This window comes from Pseudomonas kielensis, assembly GCF_030505375.1.
Lineage (GTDB): Bacteria > Pseudomonadota > Gammaproteobacteria > Pseudomonadales > Pseudomonadaceae > Aquipseudomonas > Aquipseudomonas kielensis.
This window is the reverse complement of the sequence record NZ_CP130043.1, coordinates 5,696,110-5,710,240: the sequence shown is the minus strand read 5'-3', so window position 1 is coordinate 5,710,240 and position 14,131 is coordinate 5,696,110. Positions and strand designations below refer to the sequence as shown.

General features: G+C 63.0%; 9 protein-coding genes and 2 pseudogenes. 1 reads left to right on the top strand and 10 read right to left on the bottom strand.

What is annotated here, in order from left to right:
- Window positions 1–301: 301 nt before the first annotated feature.
- Window positions 302–2,018: pseudogene (locus Q1W70_RS26460) on the bottom strand (dipeptidase).
- 192 nt (window positions 2,019–2,210) lie between these two features.
- On the opposite strand from Q1W70_RS26460, the pseudogene Q1W70_RS26455 reads away from it, so the two are divergent.
- A pseudogene (locus Q1W70_RS26455) lies at window positions 2,211–2,682 on the top strand (anti-virulence regulator CigR family protein).
- Between the two features lie 146 nt (window positions 2,683–2,828).
- Here Q1W70_RS26455 and Q1W70_RS26450 read toward each other — a convergent pair.
- The 9 genes from Q1W70_RS26450 to Q1W70_RS26410 all read right to left on the bottom strand — a co-directional run bounded on the left by Q1W70_RS26450 (window position 2,829) and on the right by Q1W70_RS26410 (window position 14,036).
- Window positions 2,829–3,056, bottom strand: a complete 228-nt coding sequence (locus Q1W70_RS26450; protein WP_166589469.1) for a hypothetical protein — start codon at window positions 3,054–3,056, stop codon at window positions 2,829–2,831.
- A 126-nt stretch (window positions 3,057–3,182) separates the two neighbouring features.
- The gene (locus Q1W70_RS26445; RefSeq protein ID WP_302098401.1) at window positions 3,183–4,169 is read right to left on the bottom strand and encodes a LysR family transcriptional regulator; all 987 of its coding nucleotides are present in this window, start codon (window positions 4,167–4,169) and stop codon (window positions 3,183–3,185) included.
- A gap of 49 nt (window positions 4,170–4,218) precedes the next feature.
- Window positions 4,219–5,568, bottom strand: coding sequence for an amidohydrolase family protein (locus tag Q1W70_RS26440; RefSeq protein WP_302098400.1), 1,350 nt, complete (start codon window positions 5,566–5,568; stop codon window positions 4,219–4,221).
- 454 nt (window positions 5,569–6,022) lie between these two features.
- Entirely contained in the window at window positions 6,023–7,423 is a 1,401-nt protein-coding gene (locus Q1W70_RS26435; protein WP_166589466.1) for an NCS2 family permease, read from the bottom strand.
- Between the two features lie 78 nt (window positions 7,424–7,501).
- On the bottom strand, window positions 7,502–8,140 hold the full coding sequence (locus tag Q1W70_RS26430; RefSeq protein ID WP_166589465.1) for a glutathione S-transferase family protein: 639 nt from the start codon (window positions 8,138–8,140) through the stop codon (window positions 7,502–7,504).
- 13 nt (window positions 8,141–8,153) lie between these two features.
- Complete coding sequence (locus Q1W70_RS26425; RefSeq protein WP_182344359.1) at window positions 8,154–9,866, bottom strand: Rieske 2Fe-2S domain-containing protein; 1,713 nt, start codon at window positions 9,864–9,866, stop codon at window positions 8,154–8,156.
- Window positions 9,863–10,738 (bottom strand): aromatic ring-hydroxylating dioxygenase subunit alpha, encoded by an 876-nt coding sequence (locus tag Q1W70_RS26420; protein ID WP_166589463.1) that lies wholly within the window; start codon window positions 10,736–10,738, stop codon window positions 9,863–9,865. The genes Q1W70_RS26425 and Q1W70_RS26420 overlap by 4 nt, the downstream gene beginning before the upstream one ends.
- Before the next feature lie 283 nt (window positions 10,739–11,021).
- Complete coding sequence (locus tag Q1W70_RS26415; RefSeq protein ID WP_166589462.1) at window positions 11,022–12,806, bottom strand: IlvD/Edd family dehydratase; 1,785 nt, start codon at window positions 12,804–12,806, stop codon at window positions 11,022–11,024.
- Window positions 12,807–12,854: 48 nt separating this feature from the next.
- Window positions 12,855–14,036, bottom strand: a complete 1,182-nt coding sequence (locus Q1W70_RS26410) for a fumarylacetoacetate hydrolase family protein (RefSeq protein WP_166589461.1) — start codon at window positions 14,034–14,036, stop codon at window positions 12,855–12,857.
- Window positions 14,037–14,131: the final 95 nt, after the last annotated feature.

Genomic DNA, 14,131 nt, shown 5'->3' with positions numbered 1-14,131 from the left:
GTGCAGGCCTTCTTCTATAACTAATAGGCTGACGGGGCAGGTTGTGACCCGTGTCAGTTTCAGCGCTTCTTCAGCAGAAGACGCTACCGCGATGCGAAAGTAACTGTCGTGGGGCATAGGCATCATCCTCCAGCCGGTGTGGTATCGAACGTGTTTTCATCGATTGAGGCAATAGACCTTGATAGTCCAAAAGCGGATGCATCACCTCGGCTCCCGGTCTCCCGACAGCCACTCAAGTCCTGCGAACCGCCCCGCACGCTGCTGCGTGATTCCCTGGGGCAGCAGGTGCGGCAGCGCTAGGTCAGAGCTTCGGCAATTGCCCGATGCGCCCCATCATTTCCGTGACGATCTGCAGGTCCAGCATGAACTGTTCGACGGTCTTGAACTCGTTGTCGTTGTGCCCGGTGTACTTGACGTCGGGCATGGCCAGGCCGAATTGCACGCCGTTGGGCAGTTCATGCACCGAGGTGGCGCCGGCGGAGGTGCCGAACTGGTGTTTCATGCCCAGGTTTTCGCTGGCCACGGCCAGCAGGGCCTTGACCCATTCACCTTCGGGGTTGCGGTACATCGGGTCGGCGATTGAGTAGTCGAAAGCTGGCGCGATCCCGGACTTGCTGCTCCAGGCACTGAGTTTGTCGGCAATTTCGCTCTTGAGTACCTCGGGAGACTTGCCCTTCGGCACCCGCAGGTTGACGGCCAGCTTGAAGGTTTTGTCGTCCATGCCGACGTAGGTCAGGGAGGCGGTCAGCGGTCCCATGAAGGCATCGGCAAAGCCAACCCCCAGCTTGCTGCCCAGGTAGTCCAGGCCCCAGTTGTCGGCGGCGTAGCGGGCGGCGTCGGTGATCTGGTTGTGCTTGAGCGCGACCTTGCCGTCGAGGCCGTTGATGAAATCAAGCATCCGGGCCACCGGGTTGACCCCGGACTCAGGCTCGGAGGAGTGGGCGGAGACGCCGGTGACGGTCAGTTGCACGTCCTTGCCGACCACCTTGGCGGTCACCGTGAAATTGCCGCCGTTGCGCTTGGCGTAGTCGGCGCCGGCTTGTTGCAGGCGGGCAGCCAGTTCGGCGGGTTGCTCGGTGAGCAGGGTGGCGACCGACGTCGACGGAATCTGGTTGGTCGCCAGCCCACCGGTCATGGCGCTGATTTCGGCGCCTTTACCCTCGGCGGCGCGTCGGGGAAAACTGGCCATGACCGTGCCGTAGCCTTTCTCGGCGATCACCACCGGGTAGCCGCCATCCAGGGCCAGGTTGTAGTTGGGGGTCGGATTGCGCTCGAAGTAATAAGGAATGGCGTCGCCACTGGTTTCCTCGGTGGTGTCCACCAACAACTTGAAATTGCGTGCCAGTGGCAGCTTCTCGTCCTTGATGATCTTCATCGCATAGAGGGTCACCACGATGCCGTTCTTGTCATCCTCAGTGCCGCGGCCATACAGGCGGTCGCCGATCAGGGTGACCTTGAACGGGTCCAGTCGGGTGCCGTCTTCCAGCACCCAGTTCTCCGGCGTCACGGGCACCACATCGGCGTGGGCGTGGATGCCAACGACTTCATCGCCAGCGCCGTCCAGGGTGATTTCATAGACCCGGTTGTCGATGTTGCGAAATTTCAGATTGAAGGCCTCGGCCAGGCCCTTGATCTTGTCGGCAATCTTGAGGAACTGCGGGTTCTCGTGCTGCGGCACGCCTTCGACCTCGAAGGTGGGGATCGCCACCAGTTCGCGCAGGGTCTCGGTGGCAGCGCTGCCATATTTGACGCGCGCGTAGAGACCCAGCAGGCGATGGATTTCATTTTGCTGCTCGGCGCTCAGGCTCTGGTTGGCGAGGAAGGCATTGATGGCCGGCGCGAGGTCGTCGTTCTTGGCCAGCTCGCTTTTGCTCAGGCGCGTGAGGAACTGCCGGAAGTCCGTGACTGAGCTGTCGTTGAAGGTCTTGAGGATCGCCGCGCTCTGTTGCGGGGTGATATTGGCGTGGGCTGGCGAGCATCAGGGTGGTTGCGGCCAGGTGCTTGAGGGAAAAATCCATGATGGTGGGCATTCCTTTGCAGGTGGGTAGGGGAGATGAAACAAATCATTTCCAAATTAACACCACAACCGTACGAAAGGGCAGCCCCTGAAGTGGGAACTGTCCCACAGAAATGTCAGCGCGCCGAGATGGAACTAACCTTTCGGTCAGCCTCTAAATATCAACGGCCGTCAAAAACTCAAGGATCGCCCCATGTCCAAATCTCGTGCGTCAGTTGCAGTTGTTACCTCCCTGACGCTGGTTTGCGGTTCGGCGCTGGCATGGGCCGATCCAGGTAACGGCAAGGGGCAGGGGAACGGCAAGGGAAACCCACCCAGTAGCCAGATGCATGGCAATCAGGGTGGCCATGGCAACCCGGGTAAAAACCCCGCAGGCGGCGATTGGAGTAACGGTCCGAGCGTCAATCGCACCAGTGTGCTGGGGGTTGTCGGTGGCTACCGGGACTACTGGAGCCCCGGACCGGCCTTGCCCTCCCGGGATCCAGAAGAACCTCGCACGGGGCAAGCCGCTGCCGCCCGGCATTGCCAAGAAGCTCGATGGTCGATTGCTTGGCCACTTGCCTCATTATGATGGCTATGAATGGCAGCAGGCCGGTACCGATCTGATTCTGGTGGCCTTGGCCACCGGGCTGATTTATGAGGTGCTCACGGGAGCTTTTGATTAACGCACCCGGCCGTAGCCCCCCATGGGGTATCAACCTTCATCGAAAGCACCTCATGCTTTTAAAGAGCAAGAGTCTGCTTGCTGTGATGTCCGGGTGGCCAGGGACGGTCATGCTGGGCAAAGGTCGCCGGTTAGCCGTGGCAACGCTCAATCACCGGTAATCTTGTGCGCTGACCGGCTACCTGGCACCCGACGAACGCTGTGTCGGCCGAATGGCTCGGAGGTGCTGAGAATCGACAGTTCAATGCGTTCGCAATGCGGGCACAAGGCTTTGATCTTGGCCTTGGCCGCGCTGTCGGTGTCGGCCATTACTTCGCCGTAGACCGCGTGCTGGGCGTGGTCTTTTGGATAAGCGGTGTAATCGTAGAGCCGCATGGTTCAAACCTTGGGGTGGAGCGTCTGCCGCCGAACTCAAAGGTATAGGTCGCCAACACCGGTTCGTCCAGTGTCAGGTTTGAAAGGTGACTGGCGGTTCACCGTGCGGCACCGGCTTACGCTGAGTCACACCGACGGCCCCGGCTGCGAGCGCTTGAACTGGGCAAGCTCCAGGGTGATTTCCTTGGCCACCTGATTGATTTCCCCGCGCAGCCATTTGTGCGCGGGCGCTGCGTGCAGGCGTTCGTGCCAGACCTGGGAGACGGTGAAACCCTCCACCTCTACGGGCGGCTCGAACAGTTGCAGGGGGACTTCCTTGGCGATGCGCAAGGCCGTCAGCTCGGCGATCATGCCGATCATGTCGGTTTGCGAAATCAGGATGTGCGCCAGCAGAAAGTGCGGCACCGTCAGGGAGGTCTTGCAGCGGATGTCGTGTTGTTCGTAGAGGCTGTCGATGGCCTCCTTGACCGCCCCATGGTTACTGCTGATGCGCAGGTGCTTGCCGTTGCGAAACTGCTCCAGGGAGAGGCTGCCGTTGATCTCGGGATGGCCGACACGCACCACTGACTTGAGCCGGTCGGAAAACAGTTTGCGCTCATGGAAAGTGGCCGGGGCGCTTTTTTCATTCCAGATGATCAGGTCCAGCTTGCCGTCCTTGAGCAGCGGCAGATCCTCTTTGGGGCGCAGCGGCTGGATGTTCAGCTCGACCCCGGGCGCGACGTCGGCCAGGCGCACCATCAGGCGCGGCAGGAGGATAAACCCGATGTAGTCGCTGGTGGCGATTTCAAAGCTGCCCTGGAATTGACCGGGGTCGAAGGCCTTGACCGGTTCAATCAGCTTGTTCAGCGCGGCCAGGCTCTGCTGCAAGGGCTCCACCAACTCCAGGGCGCGGCTGGTCGGCAACATGCCACGGCCCATGGAGACAAACAGCGGATCGTTGAACAGCAGGCGCAGGCGAGCCAGGGTATGGCTCACCGCCGACTGGGTCATGTTCAGTTGCTCGGCGGTGCGAGTGACATTGCACTCGTTGAGCAGGCAAAAGAACACGTGCAAGGATTTCATATCGACGTTTTGCATGTGCCGGGCGCTGGCCTCGCGGTGAAGGATGGACAATACCGGCCGCCACTTTACCGAGGTTTGCCCACGAAAGCTGGTCAAGGCTTCAGACCATCGGCACCAGCGTATGGGCAAAGTCCTTGCGCCGCTCCATCAGTTGCAGGGTCTGGGCCTGCGCGCCCTGGAGCAAGGCGGTCTCGTCGACCAGGGTACTGCGGCCGTTTTCCAGGATCACCTTGCCGTCCACCAGCACGGTTTTCACATTCGAGCCGCGCGCCGAGTACACCAGGTTCCACAGCACGTTGGTCTGGGTCCCTTCCCAGACGATCGGGCACATGTTCGGCTGAGCCAGGTCGAGCAACAGCAGGTCGGCGCGCTTGCCGACTTCGATCGAACCGATCTCCCGGTCCATGCCCAGTACCCGGGCACCCTCGATGGTCGCCATGCGCAAGGCGACATTCGCCGGCAGGGCGGCGGCATCCAGGCGATGGGCCTTCTGCAGCAGTGAGGCAAATTTCATTTCTTCGAACAGATCGAGGCTGTTGTTGCACACGTTGCCGTCGGTGCCCAGGCCGACGCGGATGCCGGCGGCGAGCATTTCCGGGACCCGGGCGATCCCACTGGCCAGCTTGGCGTTGCTGCTGGGGCAGTGGGCGACTGCGGTGCCGGTGTCGGCCAGGCGCTTGATCTCTTCATCGTTGAGCCACACGCAGTGGGCGATCAGGGTCTTTTCGCCAAGGATGCCCATCTGGTCCAGCATCGGGATCGAGCGTTTGCCGAAGTGCTGGAGCACTGCCTGTTCTTCTTCCTTCTGCTCGCACGCGTGGGTGTGGATGCCGATCCCGTAGTCGCGCGCGCAGTCGCGGGCATGGGCGTAGGCCTTGGGTGAGCAATAGAACAGGTGTTCCAGGCCCATCCACACCCGCACGCGACCGTCGTGGGCCATGTGGTGGGTTTCGATCAGTTGGCGATTGGCGTGCGGGCTCTCAAAGAAGTCTTTGCCGGGCAGGTCGGCGGCATAGGGCGCCAGGTGCACACGAATGCCGATTTCACCGGCGGCGTCGGCGCAGCGATGCATGAAGCGGTACATGTCCATGACGCAGGTGGTGCCGCTCTTCAGGGCCTCCAGGTAACACAGGCGCGCGGCGTGGTAGGCGTCCTCGGCGTTCATGGCCCGGTGTTCGAGCTGGTAGTAGGGCAGCCATTGCATCAGCGGCAGGTTTTCGGTGATGCCGCGCATCAGGCTGGAGTGCGAGTGGGCATCGACCAGGCCTGGTAACAGGGCCATCTGGCCTTGACAGTCGATGACTTTGGCGTCGGCGGGCAAGGGCATGTGATCGCCCTGACCGATGGCTTCGATGATGCCGTCGCGGATGACCACATGGCCGTTGGCGAGGACCTGGTCCTGGGGATTGACGGTGAAGATGATTGCGTTGCGGATCACGGTGTAGCTCATGGCTGGGTCCTTGTTTTTTTTGTGGTTGGGGGGGCAGATCCGTTGCTGCGGTGATGGCGGCTTAGGGTTCCGCCCTTACGGCGGGTCACTTTTTTTACAAACGCCTAAAAAAAGTAACCAAAAAAACGCTTGCCCCGGCGTTCGGCCCCTCGCTAAGGCTCGGGGTTCCTTCGCTACGGTATCCATCCGGGGGCATCGCCTACGGTTTGCTTCGCTGCACCTCCTCTCGATGTATGCGGCTTCGCCGCACGGCGCTACGCGCCTTCCCCCTGATGGACACCTTCGCTCAGCCTGCCGAAGGGGCAGGTGGATCAAGATCAAAGGCCAGAGCACGGCGACCTGACAGTCGGCCTGCTTGTACTGGTGTTCGAATCTCCCCCGTAGCAGCTGTCGAGCCCGCGAGGCTGCGTTCGAGGACGCAGTCCTCGCCGCCCCTCAATACCTCGTACATCACCTAATACTGCACCCGCATCACCAAGAACACCGACAGCGCCGCCACCCACCACATGATGGGCTTGACCGTGTGTGCCTTGCCGATCAGCAGTTTGAGCAGGACGAAGACGATGAAGCCCAGGGCGATGCCCAGGGTGATGGAGTAGGTCAGGGGAATCAGCAGGATCACCAGGAATGCCGGAATCGCTTCTTCATAGGACTTCCAGTCGATTTTGCTGATGGTGTCCATCATGAACACGCCGATCATGATCAGCACCGGTGCCGTGGCGATTGCCGGAACCAGGGACAGCAGGGGGGAGAGGAACAGGAATGGCAGGAACAGCACGGCGGCGACCAGGGCGACCATGCCGGTGCGCCCGCCCTGGGAAATGCCGGCGGCCGATTCGATGTAGGCCGTCGCCGGGCTGGTGCCCAGGGGCGCCGAGGCCAGGGCGGCGAGGGCGTCGACATGCATTGACTGCTTGATGTTGCGCGGGTTGCCGTCGGCGTCCTTGAGGTCGCCCGCTTCGGAGATGCCGAGAAAGGTCGACAGCGACTCGAAGAAGTTGGTGAACACCAGCACGAAGATGTACGGCAGGTATTCGATGTGCAGCGAGCCCAGCAAGTCGACCTGGCCGAGGAAGCTGAAGTCCGGCGCGGCGAACAGCCCGCTCCAGTTGACCAGCGTGACCGTGCTGGCGCCTTCGGGCCAATAGGCCGTGGCATCGCCCCACAGGCGACCGATCGGGATCGCCAGCAAGGTGGTGCAGATGATCCCCAGGATCAGCGCCCCCGGCACCTTGCGCGCCACCAGGGCAATGGTGATCACCAGGCCGGCGAGGAAGGTCAGGATGATCGGATTGAACGGTGCCGCGTGCACCACGGTGAACGGGTCGGCGCTGATGAACTTGGCGTTCACCAGGCCAATCAGCGCGATGAACAGGCCCATGCCACAGGAAATCGCATTGCGCAGGCTTGCCGGGATGCCGTCGATCACCGCCTGGCGCACGTTGAAGAAGGCCAGCACGGTGAAGATCACACTGGCCCAGAGTACGCAGCCCAGGGCGATCTGCAGCGGGATCTTGGCGCCCACCACCATGGTGTAGGCGAACAGGATGTTGATCCCCATGCCGGGGGCGATGAGGATCGGGTTGCGCGCGTAGAGGGCCATCGCCAGGGTGCCGAGAAAGCTCACCAGCACAGTGGCGGTGACCCCGGCGGAGAAGGGGATGCCGGCCGCCGCGTTGATGTCCGGGTTGACCACAATCACGTAGGCCGCCGCGAGGAAGGTGGTAGCCCCGGCGATGATCTCGCGCCTCAGGGTCGAACCTTCACGGTGGATGCCGAAGTAGTTTTCCAGCCATAACCTGAGCCTTGCGATAAGCCCGATGGGCGCACCACGCAAACTGACCGGTTGGTTCATGTTGATCTCCTCAAAGCGGCAAGGCTCGGTTGTTTGTTGTTGTTATATTTTTTGGGTTTGATTCGAGTCGAACATGGGTCAGGCGGATGACGTGGCGAAAATGCCCGACATCACGGTGAAACCGGGCAAGCGTTTGATCCGGTCGGTCCAGCGCCTTATCGCGGGGTAGTCGATCAGGCTGATACCGGCCTCGTCGGACAACATCACATAGGGAAAACAGGCGATGTCGGCCACGGTCGGCAAAGGTCCGCTGCAGACCCATCCCTGGTGTTGCCGCTCGCTGAACCACAGGTGTTCGTCGAGGATGCGGAACAGGGCATGGGCGCCGCTTCGGGCTTTTTCGGCGTCAAGATCATAGTTGAAAACATCCGCCAGGCGCGCGGCCGAGGCTGTGGAGGTGATGCCGTCGGCAAACGCCAGCCACATGTTGACCTCACCCAGGCGGCGCGGGTCCTGCACCGGGTACCAGGTGCCGCTGGCATCGTAGCGGGCGGCCAGGTAGGTGAGGATCGCCTGGGCGTCGCGCAGGACGTAACCGTCGTCGTCGAGCACCGGCAACTGGCCGAGGGGGTTGATGGCCAGGAAGGCCTCGCCCTTGTGCTCCTTGCCTGGGTAAAACTCCAGATCCACCGTGCTGAAATCCACGCCCAGCAGGTTCATGAACAGGCGCAGCTTGTAGCAGTTCCCGGACAGCTCGTAGTTGTAGAGTGTGATCACCTGCCTGCTCCCCTTAAAGATCGAGCACCAACAGCTCGGATTTGCTGCGCGATACACAAGGCATCAGGCAGCGGTTGCCTTGCCGCTCTTCGCGGGTCAGGTAGACGTCTCGGTGCTCCGGCTCGCCGTCCACCACCGCGGTGCGACAGGTCCCGCACACGCCTTGTTCGCACGAAGTGTCGAGCGTGATCCCGCGGGCCTTGAGGCTGTCCGCCAGGCTGACGCCGGCCGGCACGGTAAATTCCTCGCCGCTGTGTTGCAGGCGTACCCGGAAGGGTTGGTCCTGGTCATGGCTGACCGTGTTGGCGAAGAGTTCGAAGTGCACCTGGCTGTCGCTCCAGCCGGCTTCGCTGGCCAGGGTGCTGACCAGGTCGATCAGGGCCTTGGGGCCACAGACATACAGGTGGGTGCCGGCGTTCGCCTGTTGCAGCACGATACGCAGGCGTTCGCGGGTCTGCTGCGGGTCCAGGCCGGTGTGGATGCAGTTGTGCCGCAGCTGATGCAGGCGTTCGGGGAACGCCACGTGGGACTCGCTGCGCACAAAATAATGCAACTCGTAGGGCCGATCGGCAGCCTGCAAGGCAGCGCCCATGGCCAGCAGCGGGGTGATGCCGATCCCGCCGGCAATCAGAATCCCGGCGGTGCCCGGGACCAGACGGAAATTATTCTTCGGCGCCGAGATGCGCAGACGCTCACCGGCCTTCAGGTCGTGGTGCAGCGAGCGGGAACCACCACGCGACTGCGCCTCCAGCTTGACTCCGATCACCAGGTGCTCGCGCTCGTCGGGGGCGTTGACCAGCGAGTACTGGCGCACCAGCCCGCCGGGTGTGTGCACATCGATATGAGCACCCGCCTCGAAGCTGAAGCCGCCATCGGCGGGCAGGGCCAGCTTAAGGGCGACGATCTCGCTGGCGGTGGTCCAGTGCTGCAGCACCTCGACCTCCAGGGTCTGCGCCGGACGGCGTGCCGTTGTGGCAGGCGCGATGCGCAAGCTGTCGGGAGGTCGGCGGGTGGCGATCAGTCCGGCCTGGTTTTCCAGGCGCTGGCGCAGCACGTTGAGGATCCGGTTATGCCAGCGCAGTGGGTCGATGCCGGGGTGCCCAGCGAGGGTGCTGCTGTGCACGATGGTGCGCTCGGCACTCGCCGGTTGCAGCCAGAATTGCACCTGGCAGGGCTGCTCGCCGCTGCGCCAGGACAGTTGCAGTTGGTTGTCGGTCTGTTGCAGGTGTACCGAGTCGAGCTGGCAGTCCGGGTCCAGCTGGGCATAGCCGGCCAGGGCCTGGCGCACGTCGTCGAGGGCGGCCCGGAAGGGCAGGCTGCGCAGGTGCAAAGCCAGGGGTGGAAGGGCCGGTGCCGGCAGTGCTTGAGCCTGTTGTGGCTGCAGGTTGATCCAAATCATCCCGTGCGTTTCGCTCACCGCAAAGGTCCGCGCGCACACGCTGGCCGGTGGCGTGCTTTGCGAGGATGCCGGAATCAGCGTGCAGCGGCCATCGCCGCCCTGGTACTGCCAGCCGTGGTATTGGCAGCGCAGCCGGGAGCCGAGGTTGACGCCCAGGGTGAAACGCACGCTGCGGTGCGGGCAGCGGTTTTCCCAGGCGTTGACCTGTTGCGCGTCATCGCGCCAGAGCGCCAGCTCCACGCCGAGCAACTGACCGTGAAACACATGGCGCAGGGCAAGGTCGCTGCTCTGGGCCACCGGGTACCAACGATTGTCGGGCTGCGTCATGGCTGGCCTCCCGCGGCCTGTACCGGCTGGTAAGTGCCGTAGCGAATGCCCTTGTCGCGCAACCAGCGGCGATAGGCACTGGACATCGCGTCGGCCCGGGTCGGGATCTCGAATTTCGGGTCCAGGGGCAGGGTCCGGGGCAGGTGATTGGAGAGGATCATCAGGTCCTGGCTGAAAATGGTCTGCTGGAACAGGCGCAGATCGCGGTCGCTGCTGGTGGCGTCGACATAAGCCAGGACCACATGGGCGATGCACCACTCTTCATCCAGCGGCTGGACAAACAGGCAGATGGCGTCGCGTCGCTCTGGTTGCTCGGGGCTGGTCTTGTACAGAATGGCGACGAAGGGGCGGGTCACGCGGTAGACGTAGTGCGCCTCGATGGCCTGTTTCGACCCGGCGGCTGCCATGGGTTGGAATATGCGGCAGTCGGTGGCCAGGATCTCGTCCCGCTCCTGGTCGACCTCCACCCTATAAGTGCTGATGTCGGTGTAGGGTTCGGCCCCGAGAAAGCCGGCATGGACGTAGGGGAAGTGCGCCATGTCGAGAAAGTTTTCCACCACGCGCAGGCCCGAGGCATGCACCTTCATCGAGCCGGCTCCCAGCACCCGGCGATCGGGTTCATCGAATTCCGCTATCTGGAAAAATCCCGCGTCGGGTTCGCCCAGGCAGACCCAATGGGTGTGATACAGGGTGGTGGTGCGGCAAGGCGAGCCGCCGTCGTCGTCGCGTGTGGCGCTGAAGTGACCCTCGGCATCACGGCCAAAGCGGATCTCGTGCCCCAACAGCGAGGTACGGTAGATCCTGCCGTCGACCAGGTCTTCCACGACGGCCAGTGGATACCACTGGTTCCAGATGCTCGATTCGATACTCATAGGTTCCTCACCGGCGGATTTTTCTTTTTTCGCGACAGTAGAGAAATCCAGGGCATGAAACTAACGAGTAATGCTAATGGCTGGTATGAACAAAAATACTACCTGGAAAAAAGACCGGCCAGGCACCGCCAACATCGCCGATACCTGACCCACCGCCCTCGCGAGCAAGCCGCAAGCGGGCGCCCGGTCCCACAGGTTTGGTAGGTGTACGCAACACTTGCGAACCCCCAAAACCCACGGTAGGAGCGAGCTTGCTCGCGATGAGAGCGGTCCAGTCTTCCCCTCAGTGAGAGTGTCGTGGCTCGCCGCTGCGGGCGATGATGCGCAGGTGCAGGGTGGCCGGTTCCAGGCAGCCGCCGGTGGACAGCTGCCCGACCAGTTGCCGGTAAAGTTCCTGCCACGGGGTTTGCGAGGCCGGAATGTTCGGCTCCCAGGCTGCCCGGCGTCGGGCCATTTCGGCTTCGTCCACCAGCAGGTTGACCGTCCGCGCATTGAGGTCGACGCTCAGCCGGTCATTGGTCTTGAGCAGGGCCAGGCCACCGCCCACGGCGGCTTCCGGGGACATGTTGAGGATCGACGGGCTCGCCGAAGTGCCGCTCTGGCGGCCGTCGCCCAGGCAGGGCAGGGAGTCGATGCCTTGCTTGATCAGCGCCGCGGGCGGGGCCATGTTCACCACCTCGGCGCTGCCCGGGTAGCCCACGGTGCCGACGCCACGGATCACCAGGATGCAGCGCTCGTCGATCTCCAGCGCCGGGTCGTTGATCCGCGCGTGGTAGTCCTCCGGCCCCTCGAACACAATGGCCCGCGCTTCGAAGCTGTTCTCCGCGCCGGGCTCGGACAGGTAAGTCTTGCGGAACGCTTCGCCGACCACCGACATCTTCATGATCGCGCTGTCGAAGAAGTTGCCGCTGAGCACGATGAAGCCGGCGCGGTGCTTGAGCGGAGTGTCGAAGGGGTGGATCACATCGGTGTTGCTGGTCAGGGTGCTGCGCACGATCTCGCCGATGGTCTGGCCGCTGACCGAGGCACAGTCCTCGTGCAGGCGCCCGGCCTTTTGCAGTTCGTGCATCACCGCCGGTACGCCGCCAGCGCGGTGGAAACCTTCGCCCAGGTACTTGCCGGCCGGCATGCAGTTGACCAGCAGCGGCACGTCTTCGCCAATCCGTTGCCAATCATCCAGGCTCAACTCGACACCCATGTGCCGGGCGATGGCGATCAGGTGCGGCGGGCAATTGCTCGAGGCGCCCAGGGCCGAGGCCACGGCAATGGCGTTCTCGAAGGCTTCGCGGGTCATGATCTGCGACGGTCGCACGTCCTGGCGCACCAGTTCGCAGATGCGCTTGCCGGTGGCATAGGCCATCTGGCCGCGCTCGCGATAGGGCGCCGGGATGCTCGCGCAGCCGGGCAGGGACATGCCCAGCGCTTCGGCCAGGGCGTTCATCGACAAGGCGGTGCCCATGGTGTTGCAGTGACCCACCGAAGGCGAGGCTGCGGTGGTCATTTCCATGAAGCCTTCGTAATCGATATCGCCGGCGGCGAGCAGGTTGCGCGCATGCCAGAGCACGGTGCCGGAGCCGATCAGTTCACCCTTGTGGTGACCGTCGAGCATCGGTCCGCCCGACAGCACAATCGCCGGCAGGTCGGTGGTTGCGGCTGCCATCAGGCAGGCTGGCGTGGTCTTGTCGCACCCGGTGGTGAGCACCACGCCATCGAGTGGATAGCCGTGCAGGATTTCCACCAACCCCAGGTAGGCCAGGTTGCGGTCCAGCGCGGCGGTGGGACGGCGAGTCTGCTCGGCAATCGGGTGCACCGGGAATTCCATGGGAATGCCGCCGGCATCGCGGATCCCGGCCTTGACCCGTTGCGCCAGCTCCAGGTGGTGCCGGTTGCAGGGCGTCAGGTCGCTGCCGGTCTGGGCGATGCCGATGATCGGGCGGCCCGATTGCAGCTCTTCGCGGGTCATGCCGTAGTTCATGTAGCGCTCGACATACAGCGCCGTCATGTCGGCGTGGGCCGGGTCGTTGAACCATTGCTCGCTACGCAGCGGGCGCTTCGGGGTGTCAGTCATGATTCATGGCTCTCTTATAATTGGATGATTCGACAACCGCCGTCGGGCTCACAGGGCGGGCAGGCCTCGGGACGCCAGGTTGCGCAACAAGGCGCCGACGCCAAAGGTCCATGGCGTGGCGACTGAACTGTGGGTGACCTGGTTGTGCAGGCTGCCGAGCAACGGGCTGCTGATACGCACCTGGTCACCGAGTTTATGGGTGAAGCCGCTGCCGACGTGATCACGGTCCTCGGTCGGGGCGAACAGGGTACCGAGAAACAGCAGGAAACCGTCGGGATATTGGTGATTGGCGTTGAGGGTCTGTCGGGCCAGGTCCTCGGGGTCGCGGCTGATCTGGCTCATGGAACTGGAGCCGTGCATCCGGTAGCCGTCCGTGCCCTCGACCTGCAGGTCGACCACGCAGGCGCGTACATCCTCCAGGCTGAACTGCTCGTCGAACAGGCGAATGAACGGGCCGATGGCACAGGACGCGTTATTGTCCTTGGCCTTGCTCAGCAACAGCGCGCTGCGCCCCTCGAAATCTCGCAGGTTGACGTCGTTGCCCAGGGTCGCGCCATGGATCTGCCCACGGCTGTTGACCGCCAGCACCACTTCCGGCTCCGGATTGTTCCAGATCGAGCCGGGATGAATGCCGATCTGGCTGCCGCTGCCGACGGCGGAAAGGACCGGCGCCTTGGTGAAGATTTCCGCGTCCGGGCCGATGCCCACTTCCAGGTACTGCGACCACATGCCCTGTTCGATCAACAGTGCCTTCAACTGCGTCGCCTGTGCGGAGCCGGGGACGATCGAGCGCAGGTTGTCGCCAATCACCCCATGGACGATCGCCCGCACCTGCTCGGCCTTGCCGGCATCGCCACCGGCCTGCTCTTCGATGACGCGCTCGATCATGCTCGCGGCGAAGGTCACGCCAGCGGCCTTGATCACTTGCAGGTCCAGCGGTGGCAGCAGGTAGGGTTGGCTCGGGTCGGCGTCAGGGCCGGTATTGGCCAGCAGGTTGTCGACGCTGGTCAGGAAGGTGCCGGGGGTTTGGCGCACATCGGCCAGGGGGCTGTCCGACTCCAGCAAATCACTCAGGGTCGCGAAGCGCTGCGACAGGTCGAACACGCCATCGGCCCGCAAGACAATCAGCGAAGGGCCGGCAATCGGCCCTGGAACCCAGGCGCGGCCAATCAAGGTGCCGGCCACGCCATCGACCGGCAGGGTGTTCTCGGGAGTAAGCAGTAACGACATGGCAAATCTTCCTGGTCCGTAAAGGCTTCACGCTATGACCAGCACTCGATAAACTCCAATGAGATATTTTCAGTAATCGATAACTCCTGGTTATT

Bases quoted from the DNA above. Each gene is read 5' to 3' on its own strand.
- Q1W70_RS26450 (WP_166589469.1), bottom strand. From the start codon at position 3,056: ATGCGGCTCTACGATTACACCGCTTATCCAAAAGACCACGCCCAGCAC.
- Q1W70_RS26440 (WP_302098400.1), bottom strand. From the start codon at position 5,568: ATGAGCTACACCGTGATCCGCAACGCAATCATCTTCACCGTCAATCCC.
- Q1W70_RS26410 (WP_166589461.1), bottom strand. From the start codon at position 14,036: ATGTCGTTACTGCTTACTCCCGAGAACACCCTGCCGGTCGATGGCGTG.
- Q1W70_RS26425 (WP_182344359.1), bottom strand. From the start codon at position 9,866: ATGACGCAGCCCGACAATCGTTGGTACCCGGTGGCCCAGAGCAGCGAC.
- Q1W70_RS26435 (WP_166589466.1), bottom strand. From the start codon at position 7,423: ATGAACCAACCGGTCAGTTTGCGTGGTGCGCCCATCGGGCTTATCGCA.
- Q1W70_RS26420 (WP_166589463.1), bottom strand. From the start codon at position 10,738: ATGAGTATCGAATCGAGCATCTGGAACCAGTGGTATCCACTGGCCGTC.
- Q1W70_RS26415 (WP_166589462.1), bottom strand. From the start codon at position 12,806: ATGACTGACACCCCGAAGCGCCCGCTGCGTAGCGAGCAATGGTTCAAC.